This window comes from Pseudomonas sp. GW821-FHT02C04 (genome assembly GCF_059421845.1).
Map to the genome: position 1 here is coordinate 282,711 of NZ_JBWKVT010000003.1, position 23,598 is coordinate 306,308.

Annotated in this window: 20 protein-coding genes; 8 read left to right on the plus strand and 12 right to left on the minus strand. The window is 60.3% G+C overall.

The features are described 5' to 3' along the window. Positions 1-42 precede the first annotated feature (42 nt). From AC07VV_RS13235 to aceK, 3 genes are all read right to left on the minus strand, one after another. Complete coding sequence (locus AC07VV_RS13235) at positions 43-1,164, minus strand: beta-ketoacyl-ACP synthase III (RefSeq protein WP_495036458.1); 1,122 nt, start codon at positions 1,162-1,164, stop codon at positions 43-45. Between the two features lie 322 nt (positions 1,165-1,486). Then, positions 1,487-5,398, minus strand: coding sequence for an ATP-dependent RNA helicase HrpA (hrpA, locus tag AC07VV_RS13240; protein ID WP_495036459.1), 3,912 nt, complete (start codon positions 5,396-5,398; stop codon positions 1,487-1,489). A 135-nt stretch (positions 5,399-5,533) separates the two neighbouring features. Beyond that, entirely contained in the window at positions 5,534-7,255 is a 1,722-nt protein-coding gene (gene aceK, locus AC07VV_RS13245; protein WP_495036460.1) for a bifunctional isocitrate dehydrogenase kinase/phosphatase, read from the minus strand. Between the two features lie 417 nt (positions 7,256-7,672). On the opposite strand from aceK, the gene AC07VV_RS13250 reads away from it, so the two are divergent. Both AC07VV_RS13250 and AC07VV_RS13255 read left to right on the plus strand, forming a co-directional pair. Continuing rightward, the gene (locus AC07VV_RS13250; protein ID WP_495036461.1) at positions 7,673-9,298 is read left to right on the plus strand and encodes a methyl-accepting chemotaxis protein; all 1,626 of its coding nucleotides are present in this window, start codon (positions 7,673-7,675) and stop codon (positions 9,296-9,298) included. An 84-nt stretch (positions 9,299-9,382) separates the two neighbouring features. Then, entirely contained in the window at positions 9,383-10,291 is a 909-nt protein-coding gene (locus tag AC07VV_RS13255) for a DMT family transporter (protein ID WP_495036462.1), read from the plus strand. 57 nt (positions 10,292-10,348) lie between these two features. Here AC07VV_RS13255 and AC07VV_RS13260 read toward each other — a convergent pair whose 3' ends face one another. Continuing rightward, complete coding sequence (locus tag AC07VV_RS13260; RefSeq protein ID WP_495036463.1) at positions 10,349-11,212, minus strand: DMT family transporter; 864 nt, start codon at positions 11,210-11,212, stop codon at positions 10,349-10,351. A 531-nt stretch (positions 11,213-11,743) separates the two neighbouring features. Between AC07VV_RS13260 and AC07VV_RS13265 the strand changes: the two genes are divergently transcribed. Continuing rightward, positions 11,744-12,190 (plus strand): hypothetical protein, encoded by a 447-nt coding sequence (locus AC07VV_RS13265; RefSeq protein WP_495036464.1) that lies wholly within the window; start codon positions 11,744-11,746, stop codon positions 12,188-12,190. Next, a complete protein-coding gene (locus AC07VV_RS13270; RefSeq protein ID WP_495036465.1) occupies positions 12,187-12,384 on the plus strand; it encodes a hypothetical protein in 198 nt (65 codons plus the stop codon). Before AC07VV_RS13265 ends, AC07VV_RS13270 begins: the two co-directional genes overlap by 4 nt. Positions 12,385-12,442: 58 nt before the next feature. Here AC07VV_RS13270 and AC07VV_RS13275 read toward each other — a convergent pair whose 3' ends face one another. Both AC07VV_RS13275 and cysK read right to left on the minus strand, forming a co-directional pair. Next, positions 12,443-13,381 carry an aspartyl/asparaginyl beta-hydroxylase domain-containing protein gene (locus AC07VV_RS13275; protein WP_096819371.1) on the minus strand — a complete coding sequence of 313 codons (939 nt, stop codon included), beginning with the start codon at positions 13,379-13,381 and terminating at the stop codon, positions 12,443-12,445. Positions 13,382-13,568: 187 nt separating this feature from the next. Beyond that, positions 13,569-14,543, minus strand: coding sequence for a cysteine synthase A (gene cysK, locus AC07VV_RS13280; protein ID WP_495036466.1), 975 nt, complete (start codon positions 14,541-14,543; stop codon positions 13,569-13,571). A 129-nt stretch (positions 14,544-14,672) separates the two neighbouring features. Between cysK and AC07VV_RS13285 the strand changes: the two genes are divergently transcribed. After that, the gene (locus AC07VV_RS13285; protein WP_495036467.1) at positions 14,673-15,749 is read left to right on the plus strand and encodes a DUF748 domain-containing protein; all 1,077 of its coding nucleotides are present in this window, start codon (positions 14,673-14,675) and stop codon (positions 15,747-15,749) included. Here AC07VV_RS13285 and AC07VV_RS13290 read toward each other — a convergent pair. Next, a complete protein-coding gene (locus tag AC07VV_RS13290) occupies positions 15,746-16,246 on the minus strand; it encodes a DUF2442 domain-containing protein (RefSeq protein ID WP_495036468.1) in 501 nt (166 codons plus the stop codon). The two genes, AC07VV_RS13285 and AC07VV_RS13290, sit on opposite strands and share 4 nt — an antisense overlap. Next, entirely contained in the window at positions 16,234-16,464 is a 231-nt protein-coding gene (locus AC07VV_RS13295) for a DUF4160 domain-containing protein (RefSeq protein ID WP_495036469.1), read from the minus strand. Before AC07VV_RS13295 ends, AC07VV_RS13290 begins: the two co-directional genes overlap by 13 nt. 200 nt (positions 16,465-16,664) lie before the next feature. Between AC07VV_RS13295 and AC07VV_RS13300 the strand changes: the two genes are divergently transcribed. Both AC07VV_RS13300 and AC07VV_RS13305 read left to right on the plus strand, forming a co-directional pair. After that, complete coding sequence (locus AC07VV_RS13300; RefSeq protein ID WP_007911294.1) at positions 16,665-17,510, plus strand: AAA family ATPase; 846 nt, start codon at positions 16,665-16,667, stop codon at positions 17,508-17,510. Between the two features lie 12 nt (positions 17,511-17,522). Beyond that, the gene (locus AC07VV_RS13305; protein WP_007956512.1) at positions 17,523-18,701 is read left to right on the plus strand and encodes a vWA domain-containing protein; all 1,179 of its coding nucleotides are present in this window, start codon (positions 17,523-17,525) and stop codon (positions 18,699-18,701) included. A 119-nt stretch (positions 18,702-18,820) separates the two neighbouring features. Here the strand turns inward: AC07VV_RS13305 and AC07VV_RS13310 are convergent, their stop codons facing one another. From AC07VV_RS13310 to AC07VV_RS13325, 4 genes are read right to left on the minus strand one after another with little or no spacing between them, the layout of a single operon-like run. Continuing rightward, positions 18,821-19,738 carry a 5-oxoprolinase subunit C family protein gene (locus AC07VV_RS13310; protein ID WP_495036470.1) on the minus strand — a complete coding sequence of 306 codons (918 nt, stop codon included), beginning with the start codon at positions 19,736-19,738 and terminating at the stop codon, positions 18,821-18,823. Beyond that, complete coding sequence (pxpB, locus tag AC07VV_RS13315) at positions 19,735-20,439, minus strand: 5-oxoprolinase subunit PxpB (RefSeq protein ID WP_495036471.1); 705 nt, start codon at positions 20,437-20,439, stop codon at positions 19,735-19,737. Before pxpB ends, AC07VV_RS13310 begins: the two co-directional genes overlap by 4 nt. Continuing rightward, positions 20,436-21,188: a 5-oxoprolinase subunit PxpA gene (locus AC07VV_RS13320; RefSeq protein ID WP_495036472.1), complete on the minus strand. Its 753-nt coding sequence runs from the start codon at positions 21,186-21,188 to the stop codon at positions 20,436-20,438. The genes pxpB and AC07VV_RS13320 overlap by 4 nt, the downstream gene beginning before the upstream one ends. A 60-nt stretch (positions 21,189-21,248) precedes the next feature. Then, the gene (locus tag AC07VV_RS13325) at positions 21,249-22,535 is read right to left on the minus strand and encodes an MFS transporter (protein WP_495036473.1); all 1,287 of its coding nucleotides are present in this window, start codon (positions 22,533-22,535) and stop codon (positions 21,249-21,251) included. A gap of 144 nt (positions 22,536-22,679) precedes the next feature. On the opposite strand from AC07VV_RS13325, the gene AC07VV_RS13330 reads away from it, so the two are divergent. Then, a complete protein-coding gene (locus tag AC07VV_RS13330) occupies positions 22,680-23,594 on the plus strand; it encodes a LysR family transcriptional regulator (RefSeq protein WP_495036474.1) in 915 nt (304 codons plus the stop codon). Positions 23,595-23,598: the final 4 nt, after the last annotated feature.

Sequence of the window (23,598 nt, forward strand, 5' to 3'; positions counted from 1 at the left end):
GTAGGAAATATCAACGCGGTTAAGAGGAAATTAACCTTAATCTCAGCGCTTGCGCAGAATCACACTACCGATCGAGTAACCGGCACCGAACGAACTCAACACCGCCAGCGAACCGGCCGCCAGATCGTCCTGATACTTGTGGAAAGCGATCACGGAACCGGCGGAGCTGGTGTTGGCGTAGGTGTCGAGAATCACCGGCGCTTCTTCTTCGGTGGCTTCGCGGCCCAGCAGCTTGCGCACGATCAGGTGGTTCATGCTCAAGTTGGCCTGGTGCAGCCAGAAGCGTTTCACGTCACCGACGTTGAGCTTGTTCTCCTCCAGGTGTTCGCCGATCAGCTCGGCCACCATCGGGCAGACATCCTTGAACACCTTGCGGCCTTCCTGCACGAACAGTTTGTCGCGGGCGCCAATGCCCTCTTCCGCTGCGCGGTTGAGGAAGCCGAAGTTGTTACGGATGTTGTTGGAGAACTTGGTCAGCAGTTTGGTGCTGACCACGTCGAACTGGTGTTTCGACGTCGCCGTATCGGCACGCTCGATGATCACCGCAGTAGCCGCGTCACCGAAGATGAAGTGGCTGTCGCGGTCGCGGAAGTTCAAGTGACCGGTGCAGACTTCCGGGTTGACCATCAGGATCGCCCGGGCCTGGCCCAGTTGCACGGTGTTGGCGGCTTGCTGGATGCCGAAGGTCGCCGACGAGCAGGCGACGTTCATGTCGAAACCGAAACCCTGGATGCCCAGTGCTTCCTGGACTTCGATGGCGATGGCCGGGTAGGCGCGTTGCAGGTTGGAGCAGGCGACGATCACGCCGTCGATGTCGGCGGCGGTCTTGCCGGCACGCTGCAAGGCTTGTTCGGCAGCGCCGATGGCCATCTGGCAGAGCACCGACCATTCGTCGTTGGAACGCTCCGGCAGGCGTGGCGCCATGCGCGCAGGGTCGAGAATGCCGTCCTTGTCCATGACAAAGCGGCTCTTGATGCCCGAGGCTTTTTCGATAAACGCGGCGCTGGATTCGGTCAGGGCCTGGACTTCACCGCTGGCGATGGCGTCAGCGTTGTCGGCGTTGAACTGCGCGACGTAGGTATTGAAAGACTGCACCAGCTCTTCGTTGGAGATGCTGTTGGCCGGGGTGTACAGGCCGGTGCCGCTGATGACGACGTTATGCATGGTCGTTTCTCTAATCTGTTCAGGCAGAAAGTGCTGGCACCGACGTGCCAACACGCAAAGGGTCTATTCCCATAGAGGGGACGCAAAAACCTGGCATCGCTTTATTCCGACCTCGCCCGCGGCTGACAAGGCTCAAAACCGCGGGGCCGGCGTTTATAGGCGCGAAGTTTGCCATAAACCTTGGCATTTGGCGCCTTTTGCTGATCGTTCCCACGCTCTGCGTGGGAATGCAGCCAGGGACGCTCTGCGTCCCAAAAGCGGACGCAGAGCGTCCGGAGAAGGCGCTACCACGCAGAGCATGGGAGCAATCGAGACTTCAGAATCAAGCCTCGACCTGGCTCCATTGTTTGTTGAGCCGCTTGTCGGAGATCGGCACTTTCGTCCCCAACTGCTGGGCGAACAGCGAAACCCGATACTCCTCCAGCCACCAGCGATACAGCTCAAGCTGCGGATCGCGTTTGCCTTCCTGGGCGTGTTTGGCCGCGCGCGTCTGGTATTGCGTCCAGAGGCCGGCGAGCTCGCCGCTCCAGACCCGATCCTTCTGCACCTGTGCGCCAAGCTTCTCGAAACGTTGCTCGACGGCTTTCAGATAACGCGGCAACTCCTTGAGCCACAGCATCGGCGTTTCCCGGACGAAGCCCGGATACACCAGATGGCTGAGCTGCAGCTTGATGTCGTTCAGCGCCACCGCCTGAGCCAGGTCGATCTTGCCCTTGAAGCGTTTTTGCAGACCGTGCCAGAGCTTGAGGATTTCCAGGGTCAGGCGCGCCACCCGTTCGGCGTGCTCGGTCCAGCTGCCGCGCTTGCGCTCGGCCAGTGCCGCCAGCCCTGCGCCGTCGCGGGGCAACGGGTCTTCGCCATCGAGAATGCAGCTGTCGAGGCTGGCCAGCAGAATGTCTTCCACCAGCGCATCGACCCGGCCCAGTTCGCGGTACAACAAGCCCAGTTCGGTCAGGCCCGGCAACTTGCCACGCAGGAACTTGGCCGATTCGGCCAGTTGCTGCATCAACAGTCGCTGCAAGGCGCGGCGATGCTGGAATTCGGCTTCGGCCGGGGTCGAGAAGCGCCCTTCCTTGACCGTACCGCCCTCCTCCACCAGCGCCGGATAGACCGTCATCGACAGCCCGGCAATCTTCTGCTGAGTCTTTTCCGCCACCGCTGCGAAGACCTTGGCTTCCACCGGTTGCTGGCTTTTCGCGCTTTGCGGCACAGCCAATGCAGCTTGGCTGGCTTCGGCGAAACGTGCCGTCAGCTCCGCCAGATCACGCCCTTCGCCAAGGAACTTGCCCTGGCCGTCGACGATTTCCAGGTTCATCCGCAGATGGCTTTCGACCTGTTGCTCAGCTTCCGCCCAGGCTTCGTCGCTGACCCGCGCACCGGTCATGCGCAGCAGCTCACGGCCCAGCGCTTGCGGCAACGAACCTTCGGCAAAGGTCATGCGTTGCAGCGCAGCCTTGATGAAGTCCGGCACCGGCACGAAGTTCTTGCGCAAGGCCTTGGGCAGGTTACGCACCAGCGCAATGCACTTGGCCTCGATCAGCCCCGGCACCAGCCATTCCAGGCGCTCCGGCGGCAGCATCGGCAACAGCGGTGCCGGTACGCGCAGGGTCACGCCGTCGCGCGGGTGATTCGGTTCGAAGTGGTAGCTCAGCGCCAGTTCCAGGTCGCCGATGTGCAGCGTGTCCGGGTAATGCTGAGCGGTAACTTCGCTGGCTTCGCGGGCCAGTACGTCTTCCTCGCGCATGATCAACAGTTGCGGATCTTTCTGGCTGTTGACCCGATACCAGCTGTCGAACGTCGCGGTCTGGTGGATTTCTGCCGGCAGTCGCGCATCGTAGAACGCGAACAGGGTTTCCTCGTCGGCCAGAATGTCCCGGCGGCGAGCCTTGGCTTCCAGTTCGTCGAGTTGTTCCAGCAGTTGCTTGTTGGCCGTCAGGCATTTGGCCCGGGACTGAATCTCGCCACGCACCAAGCCTTCGCGGATGAACAGTTCACGCGAGACCACCGGATCCACCGGGCCGTAATGCACCGGTCGACGGCCGACCACGATCAAGCCGAACAGGGTGATCTGCTCAAACGCGACGACTTGGCCGCGTTTCTTCTCCCAGTGCGGTTCGAAGTGGTTTTTCTTGATCAGGTGCCCGGCCAGCGGTTCGATCCAGTCGGCGTCGATCTTGGCCACCATCCGTGCGTAGAGCTTGGTGGTTTCCACCAGTTCGGCGGTCATCACCCACTGCGGACGCTTCTTGCCGATGCCCGATGACGGATGAATCCAGAACCGCCGCTGACGGGCGCCAAGATAGTCGCCGTCTTCGGTTTTCTGACCGATCTGGCTGAGCAGACCGACCAGCACCGCTTTGTGCAGTTTCGGATAATCCGCCGGCTCTTTATTGAGGCTCAGCTGCAAGTCGCGGCAGATCAGGCTCAACTGGCGATGGGAATCGCGCCACTCGCGCAAGCGCAGGTAGTTGAGGAAATTCTTGCGACACCAGTTGCGCAGCGGGCTGGCGGTCAGCGCCTGGCGCTGCTCTTCAAAACCGCGCCATAGGTTGACCAGCCCGGCGAAGTCCGAATCGATGTCCTTCCACTGGGCGTGGGCCTGATCGGCCGCTTGCTGACGCTCCGGCGGACGCTCGCGTGGGTCCTGAATCGACATGGCGCTGGCGACGATCAGCACTTCCTGCAGACTGCCGAGCTTGGCGGCTTCAAGCAGCATGCGGCCCATGCGCGGGTCCACCGGCAGGCGCGCCAACTGGCGGCCGAGTGGCGTGAGCTGACTGTTGCGATCCACTGCAGACAGCTCTTGCAGCAGGTTGAAACCGTCGCTGATCGCCTTGCCGTCCGGCGGCTCGATGAACGGGAAGTCCGTGATCTCGCCGAGGCGCAGATGCAGCATCTGCAAAATAACGGCCGCGAGGTTGGTGCGCAGGATTTCCGGATCGGTGAATTCCGGTCGACCGAGGAAATCTTCTTCGCTGTACAAGCGCACACAGATGCCCGGCTCTACCCGGCCGCAACGACCTTTACGCTGGTTGGCGCTGGCCTGGGAAATCGCTTCGATCGGCAGCCGCTGCACCTTGGCACGGTAGCTGTAGCGGCTGATGCGCGCGGTGCCGCTGTCGATCACGTAACGGATACCCGGCACGGTCAGCGAGGTTTCGGCGACGTTGGTCGCCAGCACCACGCGACGGCCCGGGTGGGACTGGAAGATCCGCTGCTGTTCGGCCGGCGACAGGCGCGCGTACAACGGCAGGATTTCGGTGTGTTTGAGCTGGGCTTTACGCAGCATATCGGCGGCGTCGCGAATCTCGCGTTCGCCGGGCAGGAACACCAGCACGTCGCCGGGACTGCGACGTTCGCTGCGCTCGTAAGCGGCGATTTCGTCGAGGGTGGCGAGGATCGCCTGATCCACGGTCAGGTCATCCTCGACGCGGTTGCCCTCTTCGTCCTGCTCCAGGGTCAGCGGGCGATACCAGGTGTCCACCGGGAAGGTGCGGCCGGACACTTCGACAATCGGCGCATCGTCGAAGTGCTTGGAAAAGCGCTCCAGGTCGATGGTCGCCGAGGTGATGATGACTTTCAGGTCCGGACGACGCGGCAGCAGGGTTTTCAGGTAACCCAGCAGAAAATCGATGTTGAGGCTGCGTTCGTGGGCTTCGTCGACGATGATCGTGTCGTAGCGTTCGAGGTAGCGGTCGTTCTGGGTTTCCGCCAGCAGGATGCCGTCGGTCATCAGTTTGATCAGCGTATTGGAGTCGCTCTGGTCTTCGAAGCGCACCTGATAGCCGACCAGCGCGCCCAGCGGCGTACCGAGTTCTTCGGCGACCCGGCTGGCCACGCTGCGCGCCGCAATTCGACGCGGCTGGGTGTGGCCGATCAGGCCATGCTGGCCGCGACCGATCTCCAGGCAGATTTTCGGCAACTGGGTGGTTTTACCCGAGCCGGTTTCGCCCGCGATGATCAGCACCTGGTGCTTTTCCAGGGCCTTCTTGATTTCGTCACGCTTGGCCGCAATCGGCAGGCTGTCGTCGTAACGGATCACCGGCAGGCTGGCCTTGCGCGCCAGCACCTGATCGCAGGACGCCTGCATGCGCGCCACCCACTGGGCCAGTTTGGCCTCGTCAGGTTTCTTGCGCAGCTCAAGCAACTGCCGCCGCAGCCGGTGGCGGTCGGCGAGCATGGCGTGATCGAGGTTTTTCAGCAGTTTGTCGATGGAGGGCGATTCGTCGGTCATCGGGTACGCAATTCGGTCGTCTAGTGGCGCAAGGACGCGATTGTCGCAGAAAAGCAGCTACAAGCGCCAAGCTACAAGCCGCAAGTTCAAAGCAGCCTTTGACTTGACGCTTGTAGCTTGCTGCTTGCGCCTGCTTTATTCGTTATCCAGCCCCTTGCGCCGATACGGAAAGACGTCGATAACCTTTCCGGCCCGGATCGCCTCCTGCAACCCCTTCCAGTAATCAGCGTTGTACAACTCGCCATGCAACTGATCGAACAGTTTGCGCTGCGCCGCATCGGCAAACAGGAACGGCGGAAACTCTTCGGGGAACACGTCCAGCGGACCGATCGAGTACCACGGTTCGGAGGCCATTTCGTCCTCCGGCGTGCGCGGTGCCGGGATGTGGCGGAAGTTGGCTTCGGTGAGGAAGCAGATTTCGTCGTAGTCGTAGAACACCACCCGGCCATGGCGGGTGACGCCAAAGTTTTTCAGCAGCATGTCGCCGGGGAAGATGTTGGCCGCCGCCAGTTGCTTGATCGCCAGGCCGTAATCCTCCAGCGCTTCGCGCACCTGGGCTTCGTTGGCGTTGTCCAGATAGAGGTTCAGCGGGGTCATCCGGCGTTCGGTCCAGCAGTGGCGGATCAGCACGGTTTCACCTTCGAGCGACACCGTGGACGGCGCGACTTCCAGCAATTCCGCAAGGCAGGCCGGATCGAATTTGCTCAGCGGAAAACGGAAGTCGGCGAACTCCTGGGTATCGGCCATGCGTCCGACGCGATCGACGCTTTTCACCAGTCGGTACTTCTCGATCACCGTGGCACGGTCAACGTTCTTCGACGGCGAGAAGCGGTCCTTGATGATCTTGAATACGGTGTTGAAGCCCGGCAACGTGAACACGCTCATGACCATGCCGCGCACGCCCGGCGCCATGATGAACTGGTCATCGGTGTTGGCCAGGTGATTGATCAGGGCGCGGTAAAACTCCGACTTGCCGTGCTTGTAGAAACCGATCGAGGTGTACAGCTCGGCGATGTGCTTGCCCGGCAGGATGCGTTTGAGGAAGCCGATGAATTCCGCCGGCACTGGTACATCCACCATGAAATACGAACGGGTGAACGAGAAGATGATCGACACATCGGCTTCGTCGGTGATCAGCGCGTCGATCTGAATCCCCCGCCCCTCGCGGTGCAGCAGCGGAATCACCAGCGGCCACTGATCGTCGTTGGTGTAGATGCGTCCGACCAGATAGGCACCCTTGTTGCGGTACAGCACTGAGGAAAACAACTCGACGCTCAGTTCCGGGTCCTTGCACACCCAGTCCGGCAGGTTCTCGCGCAGTTGCGCTTCCAGACGCTGCAAGTCGCGGGGCAAGTCGGCATACGCCTCGCTGAAACGGTAGTCGGCAAAGATGCTCGCGAGCATGCCCGACAACTGCCCTTGCGGTTTGTAGGTGCGGGTCTGCGCAGCCCGGGCGCGACGCAGGCTCGGCCGGGTGGTGTGGATGAACATGCAGCCGTCGCTGATCAGGTCGTGGCTGAACAGGCCGCAGAAAATCGAGTTGTACCAGGTCTCGGAGAGCTCATCGTCGAAGCGCAGGTCGATGATGCTGATGTAGGCGCTTTTCACCAACGGCCAGCAACTGACCTCCATCAGCGTGTCCGGCTCGAAATACTCGCGCAGGCGCGCGATGGTTTCGCCGACCTTGTCTTCGTAGAGGTTGATCCGCGCCGCCGAGGCGGTTTGCGTCTCCTGCCAGCGCGCCTGCTCGAACCGTTCCCGGGCGCCGTCGGTGATCCGCCGGAAATGCTCGCGGTAATCGTCAAAGCCATCGAGGATCATGCGGGCGATGTCGGTGGCTGGCCATTGCTGCGGCATAGATGAGACCTCTGCGGGAATTGAAGAATCTGCGCTCGAAGGCCTGAGCTTAGCCACGGAAGCGGGGGCAGGAGAAGTGCAATTTCTGCCAAATCCTCGACCGGGTTGTACAACGACACAGTTTTTATCAAAGTTTTTTGAATCGACCGTTCGGTCAGTAAACATCCCGAACGGCACTTCCCCCTGCACGGCGCCAGCCCGCGTTTTCTCTGGGTTTCGGATCCAATTTATCAACGACATCTCTAGTCCGCGCCTTTGAACGACGTGTTCACGCCTGTCCATTCCTCGCGGCGTCGGTCAAAAACGGCCCTTACCAAGATACTGGCACTTTGATATACAGCCCGCCATCACCCGCCTCACAACAAGATCCTCGGCCCACGAGGACGACCTCTCCCCCAATGCCCAAGGAGCACATTGATGTCTATCCGGAATCTGCGCATAGGTTTGCGCGCCAGTTTGAGTTTTGCCGTTCTGGCCAGCCTGCTGGTGGTGGTTGGCCTGTTCGGCCTGGGTCAGATGAAAACCCTGCGCGAGAGCGCGGCGGTGATCGAAGAATCGTGGATGCCCAGCATCGAAAGCATCCATGATGCGGCTGCAAACATCGCCAGCATCCGTCTCGAATCCCTGCGCCTGATCACCAGCACCCAGGCTGCCGTTCGCGAACGAAGCAAAGGCATTCTCAACGCGCAACGCCAGGAATTGCTCAAGCGCCTCGACGACCATAAAGCCTTGATCGCCAACGATCAGGAACGGGCGATGCTGGAAGGTCTGGGCGCCGACACGGCCAAGTACCTGAGCATCCTCGACCAGATCTTCAAACAGATCGACGCCGGGCAAAACGATCAGGCCTACGCGCGCCTGACCAATGAACTGGCGCCGCAGGGCACGGTGCTCGACAAGACCCTGGAGCAAATGATCAGCCTCAATCAGCAAGGCGCGGACGCCGCCGCCAGGTCTGCTGCGGCGATGTACCAGCAGGCGCTGTGGATCGTCGCCACGATCATTATCATCGCCCTGATCGCCACATTGCTGCTGGCGTGGCTGCTGACCCGCAGCATCACCGCGCCGATCAATCAGGCGTTGAACGTGGCGCGGCGCATTGCCTCGGGAGACCTCAGCGGTCGCATCGACAGCGAGGGTCGGGATGAAGCCGCGCAGTTGCTCACCGCTCTGGCGGAAATGCAGGGCAATCTGCGCTCGACCATTCGCGGTATCAGCGAATCGGCCCAGCAACTGGCCTCCGCCGCCGAGGAAATGAGTTCGGTGATGGAACAAAGCACCCGCGGACTGCAACAGCAGAATGACCAGATCGAGCAGGCCGCCACCGCGGTTACCGAGATGAGCACGGCGGTCGATGAAGTGGCCGCCAATGCAGTGTCCAGTGCTGAAGCGTCCGAAGCCTCGAACGAGGACAGCAAGCACGGGCACGTGCAGGTCAGCGAGACCATCAGTTCGATTCAGGAACTGGTCAGCGCGGTGCTCGGCGCCTCCGAACAGGCCGAGGGCCTTGCGACCCAGGCTCAGGACATCAGCAAGGTGCTGGAAGTGATTCGCGGCATCGCCGGGCAGACCAACCTGCTGGCACTCAACGCCGCCATTGAAGCGGCGCGGGCCGGCGAGGCAGGACGTGGATTTGCAGTCGTCGCCGACGAGGTCCGTTCGCTGGCCCAGCGCACGCAGAACTCCACCGAAGAAATCGAGCTGATGATCAGCAGCATCCAGCAAGGCACCGGCGCCACCGTCGGCGCGTTGCAAAGCAGCGCCGAGCAGGCCAGCCAGACCTTGCGTCGGGCCAACAGTGCCGGACATGCACTGGAGAAAATCACCGCGTCGATTTCGCAGATCAACCAGCGCAACCTGGTGATCGCCAGCGCCGCCGAGCAACAGGCGCTGGTGGCTCGGGAAGTCGATGAAAACCTGGTGACCATCCGCGACCTCTCGACCCAGACCGCCGCCGGTGCGACCCAAACGTCTGCCGCCAGTCAGGAACTGTCGCGCCTGGCCGTCGACCTCAACGGCCTGGTGACGCGCTTCGTGCTCTGACGGGAAAATTAAATGCCCGTTTAGCGGTTGCCATCGTCAGGGCGCTCGGCAACACTCTCGTCCCCATCAAGGAAGGAGTTGCCCGTGAGCCCTGTCGATATTTTCCGCATGTTGTCGCTGGCCGCGATCTGGGGTGCGAGCTTCCTGTTCATGCGCATCATCGCCCCCACGATCGGCACCGTTCCTACCGGATTTTTCCGGGTATCGATCGCGGCGGTCGGTTTGCTGGTGATCCTCGGCCTGATGCGCATCAGCTGGGACTTCAAAGGCAAACTCAAGACCGTGATGATGCTCGGTGTGATCAACTCCGGCGTTCCGGCCACCTTGTATTCCGTCGCCGCCCAGGTGCTGCCGGCCGGGTACTCCGCAATTTTCAATGCCACCACGCCGCTAATGGGCGTGTTGATCGGCGGGCTGTTCTTCAGTGAAAAACTCACGGTGGCCAAACTGGCCGGGGTTTTCCTTGGCCTGCTCGGCGTGGGCGTGCTGACGCGTGCAGGCCCCGTTGCGTTCGACCTGCCACTGTTGATGGGCGCTGTTGCCTGCCTGCTCGCAACGACCTGCTACGGCTTCGCCGGATTCCTCGCCCGTCGCTGGCTGGATCAGGCCGGCGGGCTCGACAGCCGTCTTTCGGCGTTGGGCAGCATGCTTGGCGCTACCCTGTTCCTGCTGCCACTGTTTGGCTACAGCGTCATCACCCAGCCGCCGGTGAGCTGGGGTGGCTGGAATGTCTGGCTGTCACTGCTGGGCCTGGGTCTGGGCTGCACCGCGTTCGCGTACATCATTTACTTCCGCCTGCTGAGCTCCATCGGGCCGGTGAAATCGATGACGGTGACCTTCATGATCCCGCCGTTCGGCGTGTTGTGGGGCGCGTTGTTTCTGGATGAGCCACTGTCGATGGCCCACGTGTATGGCGGGGTGTTGATCGCGATTGCGCTGTGGCTGGTGTTGAAGCCGGCGGCAGTAAAACCGATAGAAGTCGCGACTCGCTGATTCGCAGATGCACGAAGGCCCGGGAGTTTCCTCTCGGGCCTTTTTCATGCGCGTCTCTTACGCCGATTTACGGAACACAAAGACCAGACCGACGATGATCAACAGCATCCCCAGCACGCTCAACGCCGCCAGGCGATTGCCGAAGATCAGGTAATCCATCACTGCCGTCACGGCTGGCACCAGATAGAACAGACTGGTGACATTCACCAGATTGCCCCGGGCGATCAGTCGGTACAGCAGCAAGGTCGCCAGCACCGACACCACCAGTCCCATCCAAAGCACCGGCACGATGAAATCGGCACTGTGCTCGAAATGGAACGGCTGGAACGGCACGAAGATTCCGCACAGCAACAGCCCCGCCAGATACTGCACCGGCAACGTGCCGAGAGGATTGTCGGTGATACGTTTCTGCATGATCGAGCCGAACGTCATGCTCGCCAGCGCCAGCAGACCGAACAGCATCCCCGCCAGTGACATCCCGGCCAGGCCAATGCCCTGGTAAACCACCATGATCAGACCGGCCAGCCCCAGCGCCAGACCGAAGATCCGGCTCGCCGAGCGCTGGCGCTCCATGATTACCACCGTGAGAATCGGTTGCACACCCATGATGGTCGCCATCACGCCGGGGGTGACCTTCAGGTCCAGCGCCAGCAGATAGAAGATCTGATAAGCCCCCAACAACACCACTCCGGTGGCCATCGCATACAGCATCGGCTTGCCGCCCTTGGGCAGCTTCAACTTGAGCAACGGCACCAGCAGCACCAGCCCGCACAGGGCAATCACAAAACGGATCAGCAGAAAGGCAAAGGGCGAAGCGTGGGCCAGCCCCCACTTGGAGAAGATCGCCCCGCTGCTCCACAGCAGAACGAACAGGCTCGTGGACGCCGCCGCGAGCGCGGACTTTTTCGAAAGGACAAACATGAATACCACCTGTAGTCAGGCAAATAGCCAACTCAGCCGAAGCTGAAATTCAGTAGGTTTTTTCAGGCGGGCACTGGGGTCAGCAGAAAACGCTGATCAGCCCGAAACACCAACGCCCGGCGGTGATACGACTGCGCACACCGGCGTGCTACTGACAGGTGGGGGGTAATGGCTGATCTGCACAGGCTGCTGATTCCCGCACGGCACGACGCCAGCGTTGACCGCTGAATCGACTACCGCGTTGATGAGGGATGCAGGCATCTGGGCTGATCTTTTTGAAGGGTTGGAACGTGAGTCGTGCGACTCACGAGCGCCGACTATAACCAGCCTGCGACATGGATTGCAATGACTTGGGCAAAGGGCCGCTAGCGACGGATGGACGAGAGCTGAATAGGCTGTTGAGCAACGGCTACACCCACTGATGGGGAGACATGGAATGCTCGAAATCATATGCCAAGAGAACGGACGTATTTGCGGTATCAGTTGTATCGGTCAGAGGCCAGAAAGCGGGCAGGTATCGCTACTCACAGAATGCGGTTTCAAGAAGGAGCAGATTTTTCGACGATCCGCTTCGAACCCATTGATGCCATAGCACTGAGCGCGTTTGAGTGTTGGGAGAATCCACATTTTTGCTGGCGAGAGATTGCTGCATGGAAGTCACGAGAACCCTTGTCCCTGGATATCGCGATCTGGTTTGAAGAACAGCTGTGCGGACTGTGTTTCGTCAACCCGAATAAAAGCCGTCAGAGAATTCGAATCGTGCGATTGGAGGGACAACCCGGAGCGTTTCACCCGCTTAAAAAGCGTATTGCGGTTTTGGCGATGATAGCCATTGATCAGTTTGCGCAAATAATCGGCAGTCAGTGGATTGAAGTCCAGGAGCCGCTACAAGAAGCAATGCCTGTTTATACAAAACTCGGCTTCAAATTTGATTTGGAAGGCCGCCTTGTCCTCGCAGTGGAGAGTAAAGTATCGTGAAAACTGTTCAAGTAATGATCAACGAGGGCGGGCTCATGCGCAAATCCGTGAAAAAATCCCCCACTAAGAAAAGATCAATCAAAACGGATGAAAAGCTTATCTCCTCTGAGCTATCAACCAACCAGCAGCGCTTTCTTCAGCTACTGACTACGGGCATCGAAGACGAGCCCGACGTTCTCGCGGGACGGCGCTGACTCGCAGACAATAAAAAACCGCTCACAAGGAGCGGTTTTTATACGTCTGCATCCAGCTTCAACCAAACAGCCAATACCCCAGCAACGTCAACACCACCACCGCCAGCACCGGCCGCATCACACGGTAGGCCTTTGGATTGCGGCGTTTCCACTGTTTGACCACACCACTGAACCGGTCGCTGAAGTTCTTGGTCCAGGCATAAGCCTGGTTAATCCCGCCAACGCGTTCGTCGTCGAGATTCTGCGGTGCGGTGGCGCGGCCCAGCCAGGCGCTGATGAAGCGGTTGATGCGGGTCATCAGGCGGTTGCTCAGCGGGCGCTCGATGTCGCAGAACAGGATGACGCGGGTCTTTTCGGTTTCGTTCTTGACCCAGTGCACGTAGGTCTCGTCGAACATCACGTCTTCACCATCGCGCCAGGCGTAGACCTGACCATCGACAAAGATCCGGCAATCGTCGGAGTTCGGCGTCGACAGGCCGAGGTGATAGCGCAGGGAACCGGCGAACGGATCGCGGTGCGGATTCAAATGGCTGCCGCCCGGCAACAGCGCGAACATCGCGCCCTTGACGTTGGGGATTGCACTGACCAGTGCTACGGTTTTCGGGCACAGGGTTTCGGCCGATGGCAGCGGTTTGTCGTACCACTTGAGGTAGAAACGCTTCCAGCCCTTCTTGAAGAACGAGCCGAAACCGGCGTCGTTGTTCTTCTCGGCGGCGCGAATGTAGCCCTCGTCGAACAGGTGCATCGCTTCGTCGCGGATGGTTTCCCAGTTGTCGCGCAGCACGTCCAGTTCCGGAAACTTGCTGCGATCCAGATAGGGCTTGGACGGCACGCCGGAGAACAGGTACATCAATGCGTTGTACGGAGCGAACAGCGCCGAATGGTTGACGAACTGACGCAGCACCGGCAAACGCGCCTTGCCGCGCAAATGCACGTAGAGGATGCTGCCCACAAACAGCAGCAACACCGACACCTTGGCGGCTAACGAAAAGGTCATCAACAACTCCTTGAAAAAAGACAACGCCACGCAATGTCATTTACCCGACATGGCGGCCGGCCATGATAAACACTACCGGCTCCGGGAAAAACCCGCCCGACCCAAGATTCAGTGTTAAGAATTGCGCAACAAAGCATTAATTAACATAACGGTCCTGAACCTTGGCTGACCTGAATCAACGGGACGCTTACTGCTGGTTTTCCTGATCGGTGAACAGATCGCTGAACAGCATGCTCGACAGATAACGCTCACCGGAGTCCGGCAGCACCACCACAATGGTCTTGCCCTGCATTTCCGGGGTTTCCGCCAGGCGCACTGCAACGGCCATCGCCGCACCGCAGGAAATGCCGCACAAGATCCCTTCCTCCTGCATCAGGCGCAAGGCCATAGCCTTGGACTCTTCATCAGTCACGCGCTCGACCCGGTCGACCATCGACAGATCCAGGTTCTTTGGCACGAAACCGGCGCCAATGCCCTGAATCTTGTGCGGGCTCGGCTTGATCTCTTCGCCGGCCAGCGCCTGGGTGATCACGGGCGAAGACACCGGCTCCACCGCCACCGAGATAATCGGTTTGCCCGCCGTATTCTTGATATACCGCGACACACCGGTGATGGTTCCGCCAGTGCCGACGCCCGCCACCAGTACATCGATCGCACCGTCGGTGTCGTTCCAGATTTCCGGACCGGTGGTTTTTTCGTGGATGGCCGGGTTGGCCGGGTTGTCGAACTGGGAAGGCATGAAGTATTTGCCCCCGTCGCTGGCGACGATCTCGTTGGCCTTTTCGATTGCGCCTTTCATGCCTTTGGCAGGCTCGGTCAGCACCAGCTCGGCACCCAGCGCCTTGAGCACCTTGCGCCGCTCGATGCTCATCGAAGCCGGCATGGTCAGCATCAATTTGTAACCGCGAGCGGCCGCCACGAAGGCCAGGCCGATGCCGGTATTGCCCGAGGTCGGCTCGACGATGGTCATGCCCGGCTTGAGTTTGCCGCTGCTTTCGGCGTCCCAGATCATGCTCGCACCGATCCGGCACTTCACCGAGTAGCCCGGGTTGCGACCTTCGATCTTGGCCAGGATGGTCACGCCACGAGGCGCAATGCGGTTGATCTGCACCAGCGGCGTATTGCCGATGGAATGGGCGTTGTCAGCAAAAATACGGCTCATGGCTGGGTCCTTATGCAGCGTTGAATTCAGCTCTCCAAGGTAAGCCTGTTGTTCCTGCCAGTCCAGTCGGGTCGAACGTCTGCAACCGCCGGTAGTCAATCGCTGTACACCCGTTCGGGAATTGCCGCCATGAAGCGTCGCTACCGCTGGCCGTTGTGGATCCTCGCCACTGTCGTTGTACTGCTGGTTGCCCTGCACATCGCCCTGCCCTACCTCGTGCGCGACTATCTGAATGACAAACTGGCCAACATGGGCGACTACCGCGGTCAGGTCACCGACGTCGACCTGGCCCTGTGGCGCGGTGCGTACAAGATCAACGGACTGAAGATCGTCAAGGTCGACGGCAAGGTGCCGGTGCCGTTCGTCAACGCACCGTTGATCGACCTGTCTGTGAGCTGGCATTCGCTGTGGTACGACCACGCGGTAGTAGCACAGGTGAAGTTCTTCAAACCCGAGGTCAACTTCGTCGATGGCGGCGCCAACAAACAGAACTCCCAGACCGGTAAAGGCACCGACTGGCGCGCCCAACTGGGCAAGTTGCTGCCAATCACCCTCGACGAAGTGCAGATCAACGATGGCCGCATCAGCTTCCGCAACTTCAACTCAAAACCGCCCGTGAACATGAACGCTACGAACGTCGAAGCGAGCATTTACAACCTGACCAACGTCGTCGACACCAAGGGCAAGCGTGATGCGCGCTTCGAAGGCAAGGCCCTGCTGCTGGGCCAGGCGCCACTGGAAACCTCCGCCACCTTCGATCCTCTGAGCAATTTCGAGGATTTCGAATTTCGCCTGCGCGCCCGCGACCTCGAACTCAAGCGCATGAACGACTTCGCCTCGGCCTACGGCAAATTCGACTTCAACGCCGGCCACGGCGACGTGGTCATCGAGGCCCAAGCCAAAAAAGCCCAGCTGACGGGCTACATCAAGCCGTTGCTGCGGGATGTCGAAGTGTTCAACTGGCAGCAGGACGTGGAAAACAAGAACAAAAGCATTTTCAGATCAGTCTGGGAGGCACTGGTTGGTGGTACTGAAACCGTGCTGAAGAACCAGGCCAAAAACCAGTTCGCGACCAAAGTTGAACTCAGCGGCAGCGTCCATCAGCAAGATATCAGCGCGTTCGAAGCGTTTTTGCAGATTTTGCGCAATGGATTCATCCAGGCTTTCAACGCCCGGTATGAGCGTCCGAAGCCGGATGCGGGCTAAGTTTTACGATTGACGATGTAGCGCCCAGTGTCCTCTGCCGCGATCAGTGCAGGTTTCTCCTGCAACGAATCCCAACCCAGGCAGGCCAGGGCCAATGACCGCGGCACGGCTTCTCGGCCATTACTGTAGCGACTGATGCTACGGGCACTGACACCCAACGCTTCGGCTGCCTCATTCAGCGGTAAACCGGTGCGAGCGCGCCAATCCATGAAGATCCGTGTGTTTTCGTCCGACGCATTTTGCGCGAGCGCGTCCCGGTACAAGGTATCGGCACCAATCTGGATATCAGGCTCCAGCCACTCCACGCTCCAACCGTCATCGCCCAGATCAGCTGTTTCAAACAAAGCAGCATCCAGTAACGGAGCGAGCCCCGGATAGGTTTGGAGGTCGCGGCTCAAATCGAGTGTTAGTTGCTGGCCGTCAATAAAGGTCAGTGACAGGCGAGCATCAGCCAGTGCCTGCACAGCCGCCAACCGTGGCCGCTTCATGGGTAACATCGTTTCCAGTCCTCCAGCAATTGCGTCTGATGGGCCGATACCCACGCCAACGCCTCCTTGACGATCAGCTGCGGTGCCTTGCCCATCATGACCTCGACGGTATCCAGGCTCAGCATCACATCCACTCCGCCACCGGTCAGGTGAACATGGGGTGGCGGGTGATCCTTCTCGCGCAACTGAATGCGGTATTTTTCGCGAAATCGGTATTTAGTAGACATGCTCGAAGGCTATCGCCAAATCGGCGATACCTGAATACTGGCCTCGTGCCGAAACTGAGTCAACATGTGACGCCCCATTCAGAGACTGAATAAGCCGTCTGCGTTCACAGTCGACCGGGCCGCGCGTTATAGTCGGGCATCCGATTATTTCGCCCCCGCCCTGCCCGTTCAGGTCGGCGTTACCGTTCGAGGATTAGCAGATGAAGTTCGAAGGCACCCAGGCCTACGTCGCCACCGATGACCTGAAGCTGGCGGTCAACGCCGCCATCACCCTGGAGCGGCCGCTGCTGGTCAAGGGCGAACCGGGCACCGGCAAGACCATGCTCGCCGAGCAACTGGCCGAATCGTTCGGCGCCAAGCTGATCACCTGGCACATCAAGTCCACCACCAAGGCCCATCAGGGCCTGTACGAGTACGATGCGGTCAGCCGTCTGCGCGACTCGCAACTGGGCAATGAAAAAGTCCACGACGTGCGCAACTACTTGAAGAAAGGCAAGCTCTGGGAGGCGTTCGAGTCCGAAGAGCGCGTCATCCTGCTGATCGACGAAATCGACAAGGCCGACATCGAGTTCCCCAACGATCTGTTGCAAGAACTCGACAAGATGGAGTTCTACGTTTACGAGATCGACGAGACCATCAAGGCCAAGAAGCGTCCGATCATCATCATTACCTCCAACAACGAGAAAGAGCTGCCGGACGCCTTCCTGCGCCGCTGCTTCTTCCACTACATCGCGTTCCCCGACCGCACCACCCTGCAGAAAATCGTCGATGTTCACTACCCGGACATCAAGAAGGATCTGGTCAGCGAAGCGCTGGACGTGTTCTTCGACGTGCGAAAGGTGCCGGGTCTGAAGAAGAAGCCGTCGACCTCGGAACTGGTGGACTGGCTGAAATTGCTGATGGCCGACAACATCGGCGAAGCCGTGCTGCGCGAACGCGATCCGACCAAAGCCATCCCGCCGCTGGCCGGTGCGCTGGTGAAGAACGAACAGGACGTGCAACTGCTTGAGCGCCTGGCGTTCATGAGCCGTCGCGGCACCCGCTAAGAGGCTGACGCCATGTTGCTCAACCTGTTCAATGAAATGCGTGCCGCCAAGGTACCGGTGTCGGTGCGCGAGCTGCTCGACCTGATCAACGCGCTGAAACAGCGCGTGACGTTCGCCGACATGGACGAGTTTTACTACTTGTCGCGGGCGATCCTGGTGAAGGACGAACGGCATTTCGACAAGTTCGACCGTGCGTTCGGCGCCTACTTCAACGGCCTGGAAAAGCTCGACGATCACTTGCAGGCGCTTATTCCCGAAGACTGGCTGCGCAAGGAGTTCGAGCGCTCGCTGACCGACGAGGAACGCGCACAGATCCAGTCCCTCGGCGGCCTGGACAAGCTGATCGAAGAGTTCAAGAAGCGCCTGGAAGAACAGAAGGAACGCCACGCCGGCGGCAACAAATGGATCGGCACCGGCGGCACCAGCCCGTTCGGTTCCGGCGGTTTCAACCCGGAAGGCATCCGGGTCGGCGATGCCGGCAAGCGCCAGGGCAAAGCGGTGAAAGTCTGGGATCAGCGCGAGTACAAGAACCTCGACGACTCCGTGGAACTGGGCACCCGCAACATCAAGGTCGCCCTGCGCCGCCTGCGCAAATTCGCTCGCCAGGGCGCGGCGGAAGAGCTGGATATCGACGGCACCATCGACCACACCGCCAAGGACGCCGGCCTGCTGAACATCCAGATGCGCCCGGAACGGCGCAACACGGTGAAGCTGTTGCTGCTGTTCGACATCGGCGGCTCGATGGACGCCCATGTGAAGATCTGCGAGGAACTGTTCTCGGCCTGCAAGACCGAGTTCAAGCACCTGGAGTACTTCTACTTCCACAACTTCATTTATGAATCGGTGTGGAAGAACAACATGCGCCGCACCTCCGAGCGCACCTCGACCCAGGACCTGCTGCACAAGTACGGTGCTGACTACAAAGTGATCTTCATCGGTGACGCCGCCATGGCGCCTTATGAAATCACCCAGGCCGGCGGTAGCGTCGAGCACTGGAACGAAGAGCCGGGTTATGTGTGGATGCAGCGCTTCATGGAGAAGTACAAGAAGCTCATCTGGATCAATCCGTATCCGAAGGACACCTGGGGCTACACCTCGTCGACCAACATCGTGCGGGATTTGATCGAGGATCAGATGTATCCGCTGACGTTGCGCGGGCTGGAAGAGGGAATGCGGTTTCTGTCCAAGTAAGCGGATCTCTCCCATGTCGAGGCGTCGAACCGTCTGCGTGGGAATGCATCAAGTGACGCTCTGCGTCACTGGGACGCGGAGCGTCCCGGGCGGCATTCCCACGCGGAGCGTGGGAACGATCAAGTAAAGCGCTGTAGATATTCGATATGTTCCCGGTGTGCAACTTCTTGTACCACCGGGCGCAACCTGACCTTCGCCCCCGGCAGACACTGCGCCAGACGCGCCAGCGCCAACGGCGTCAACGCTCCCAATCGCGGGTAACCGCCAATGGTCTGCCGATCATTGAGCAACACGATCGGCTGCCCGTCCGGCGGCACCTGCACCGCGCCCAGCGGGATGCCCTCGGAAATCATCGGTTTACCCTGATACTGCAACGCCGTCCCCAACAGACGAATACCCATGCGGTCGGCACGACTGTCCAGCGTCCAGGCACTGTTGAATGCATCGAACAGGCTCTGTCCGCCGAACTGGCCGATTTGCGCGCCGAGCACCAGATCCAGCGGCGCGTCGAGGCGCAGATCCGGTCGATGCTGTGCCGGAACCTCACGCACCAACAGGGTTTCGCCCTGATAATTCAGCGAAGCACCCTTGGCCAGCGGCAAGCCAAAACCATCGAGCCCGCCGAGCTCTTCGCGCACCACCGTGGCACTGCTGCCCAACACTTTCGGTGCAGTGAAACCACCGGGGGCCGCCAGATAGGCCCGCGCGCCAAGCAGCGGCTGGGTGAACTTCAACGTCTGTCCTTTGCGCAATTTGAAACTGCGCCACGGCGCCAACGCTTCACCGTCAATCTGAGCGCCCAGATCGGCACCAGCCAACGCCAGCAGACAGTCCTCCTCAGCCACCACCGTAAACCCGCCAAGGGTGATTTCGATCACCGGCAAATCCAGGCCATTACCCAGCAGCCAGTTGGCCCAGGCCATCGAACGCCAGTCCGCCGCGCCGCCCTGGGTCACGCCCAGATGGCGCACGCCAAAGCGCCCGGCGTCCTGCAACAGGCACAGCGGTGTGCTTGCTTCAATCGTCAGTCGGCTCATGCCAGGGCCTCCAGAGGCGTGTCGTCACCGCCGAGACGGATGAACTCGGCGTGGCTCACCGCTTCGAAACGCACGGTATCGCCGGGCTGCATGAGGCTGTAGCCATCGCGTTCACGGTCGAACAGTTTTGCCGGCGTGCGACCGATCAGGTTCCAGCCACCGGGAGACACCACCGGATACGCGGCAGTTTGCCGTTCGGCGATGCCGACGCTGCCGGCGGCGACTTTCTTGCGCGGGGTATTCAGACGCGGGGCCGCCAAGACTTCTTCCACCAGTCCCATGAAGGCGAATCCCGGCGCAAATCCGAGCGCGAACACCTGATATTCCCGAGCGCTGTGACAGCGGATCACCTCCTCCACCGACAATCCGCTGCGCCGCGACAGCAGGCTCAGTTCCGGGCCGACACTCAGGTCGTACCACACCGGCAGAACATGACACTGGCCACCGGTTCGCGCATTCGGCGACAGGTCGATCAAGGCTTCGGCAATCAACTCCCGGGCCTGACTCGGATTCAATTCGGTCAGATCGTAATGCACCATCAATGTGGTATACGACGGCACCAGATCGATCAGATGCTCGCCGAACACCGTGCGCAACCGCTCGCTGGCGGCGAGCATCCACGGCATGTTGGCTTCGGCGATTTCATCGAACAGGCGCAGCATCAGGCAATCCAGTGCCACCACTTCCACCCGCGGATTCATGGCGCGCTCTGCTCGTTCAAGGCCTGACGAATGTGTTGCACGGCCGCCACTGAACTGGCGTTGTCGCCGTGTACGCACAAGGTGTTGGCTTGCAGGTGCAGCGCACTACCGTCGCTGGCGGTGAGGTTGTCGCCACGGGCGATGGTCAGCGCTTGCCCGATGATGGTTTCGGCGTCGTGATGCACCGCGCCCGGCAGTTGCCGCGAGACCAGTCGGCCGGCACTGTCGTAGGCGCGATCGGCGAAGGCCTCGAACCACAGAGTCACGCCGTATTCGTCGCCGAGCTGTTGCGCCGCTGTGTTGTCACGGGTGGCCATCAGCATCAGCGGCAAGCTGCGGTCGTAAGCCGCGACGGCCTGGATCACTGCTCGCAACTGCGCCGGGTTGGCCATCATGTCGTTGTACATCGCGCCGTGGGGTTTGACGTAACTGACTTTTCCACCTTGGGCACGGCAAATGCCGTCGAGGGCGCCGATCTGGTAATGCAGGATGTCTTGCAGTTCCTGGGCGGTGTAAGCCATGGAACGTCGGCCGAAACCCACCAGATCCTGATAGGCCGGGTGCGCGCCGATCTGCACGCCGTGGCTCAGGGCCAGGCTGACGGTCTTGCGCATGATGCTCGGGTCGCCGGCGTGGAAACCACAGGCAATATTGGCGCAATCGATGAAGGGCATGACCTCCGCGTCCAGACCCATGGTCCAGTTGCCGAAGCTCTCGCCGATGTCACAGTTCAGTAGCAGGCGGCTCACGGTGAACACTCCTGTAGCTTTTGTCTTTTTATGTCGTAGGGCGTTGTCGCAGGTTATCAGTTACTGCGCGTCCAGTTGCTTGCCACGGGTTTCCGGCAGGCTCAGTGCCGCAAGAATCACCACGCCGTAGGACACTGCCGCAAAGGCACCGATGCCTACACTCAGCGGCACCTTCTGGCTGAGCAGCCCGATCAGCAGCGGGAACAATGCCGCCAGCGCCCGGCCGATGTTGTAGCAGAAGCCCTGCCCCGAACCGCGAATCCGCGTCGGAAACAACTCGGTGAGAAACGCGCCCATGCCACTGAAAATCCCCGAGGCAAAGAAGCCCAGCGGGAAGCCCAGCCACAGCATCACGCCGTTGCTGACCGGCAATTGGGTGTAGAGCAGAACGATGGTGAACGAGCCGACCGCGAACAGGATGAAGTTCTTCTTGCGCCCCAGCAGGTCGGTCAAATAAGCGCTGATCACGTAACCGACGTAGGAACCGACGATCACCATCGCCAGATAACCGCCGGTGCCGAGTACGCTCAAGCCGCGTTCGTTCTTCAGAAAAGTCGGCAGCCAGGAGGTGATCGCGTAGTAACCGCCGAGGGCTCCGGTGGTCAGCAACGAGGCGCGGATCGTGGTGAAGAGCATGCCGGGGGCGAAGATCTCGTAGAACTTCGAGGAGCTTTCCGGGGTTTGTTTGGCTTTCGCTTCGCGATAAATCTCCGGGTCCTTCACCAGACGTCGGACGAAAATCACGAACACCGCCGGCACGATGCCAAGGATAAACAGTGCGCGCCACGCATCTTCCGGTGGCAGCACCGAGAACAGCAGCGCATACAGAATCGCTGTCAGGCCCCAGCCCAACGCCCAGCCGGATTGCACCATGCCCACCGCTTTACCGCGATCCTTGGCCCGGATCACTTCACCGATCAGCACCGCGCCGGCGGTCCATTCGCCGCCGAAACCGAAACCCATCAGGGTGCGGGCGATCAGCAATTGCTCGTAGTTCTGGGCGAAGCCGCAGAGGAAGGTGAAGAAGGCGAACCACAACACCGTCAGTTGCAGGGTGCGCACGCGGCCGATGCGGTCGGAGAGAATCCCCGCCACCCAGCCGCCGATGGCCGAGGCGATCAAGGTGCTGGTGTGAATCAATCCGGCCTGACCCGTGGTGATGCCCCACATCGCAATCAGGGTCGGCACCACGAAGCTGAGCATCTGGGTGTCCATGCCGTCCAGACCGTAGCCGATCTTGCAACTCCAGAAGGTGCGACGCTCCTGCTGATTGATGTTGCGATACCAGTCGAACGGTCCGGGACGGGCCGTGGCCTTTGACAAAGGGAGGGTGTCGGGAGCACTCATGGCAAATCTCCGCAATTATTATTGGTCTTGTTCGTAGCCCCGACGACGCCTATCGTGGGGCCGGATGCGTCGATTTTTGGGTGCGTCACCCGGTCGCGTCCAACGAATAAAAACCCGCCCAAGACATAAGAAAAATTTGTTGCCATGAACCTGAAGTTTCTCGAGACCTTTGTCTGGGTCGCCCGGCTGAAGAGTTTTCGCCTGACCGCCGACAAGCTGTTCACCACCCAAGCCTCGATCTCCAGCCGGATTGCGGTGCTGGAGGGCGAGCTGGGGGTGAAGCTGTTCCTGCGTGACTCACGCGGCGTCAGCCTGACGCCCGAAGGCTTGAAAGTGCTCGAATACGCCGAGCAGATGCTCGACACGATGCAGGCGCTGAAACAGTCGATCGAAACCCGATCGAGCAAGGTAGGCCGGGTGCGGATCGGGGTGATGGACACGGTGATTCACACCTGGCTCAGCCCGCTTGTGGCGCAGATGACCGATCTGTACCCACGGGTGGAAATCGAGCTGGTGGCGGATACGTCGCTTAACCTTTGCGATCAGCTGCAAAAAGGTTTTCTCGATCTGATCCTGCAAACCGATCTGGTGCGCCATGAAAGCGTGCGCAGCCTGGAACTGGCCAGCCACCCTATCGGCTGGATTGTCGCCAGCAATTCGATCTACAACCGCGATTACCAAAGCCTCGCCGACCTGGCGCAGGAACGGATCATCACCTACTCGAAAAACTCCCGGCCGCATCAGGACATTCTGGCGCTGATGCAGGCTGCGGGCGTGCTGGCGCCACGGTTGAACTGTGTGAACTCGGTGTCGGCGATCACCCGGCTGTTGCGCGACGGATTCGGTATTGGCGCGCTGCCACCGGTGCTGGTGGCCGAGGAACTGGCGCGAGGCGAACTGACCCTGCTCGACATCGAACAGCGTCCGCCGAACCTGCAGGTCGTGGTGTCGTGGCGGGTCGGTGTGGAATGGGTCGAGGAGATTGTGACGCTGTGTCAGCAAGTGCTGGAGGGGTACGCGCAAAAAATGGGCGAGAACTACGTCGTCCTCGCCCCTTGATCAG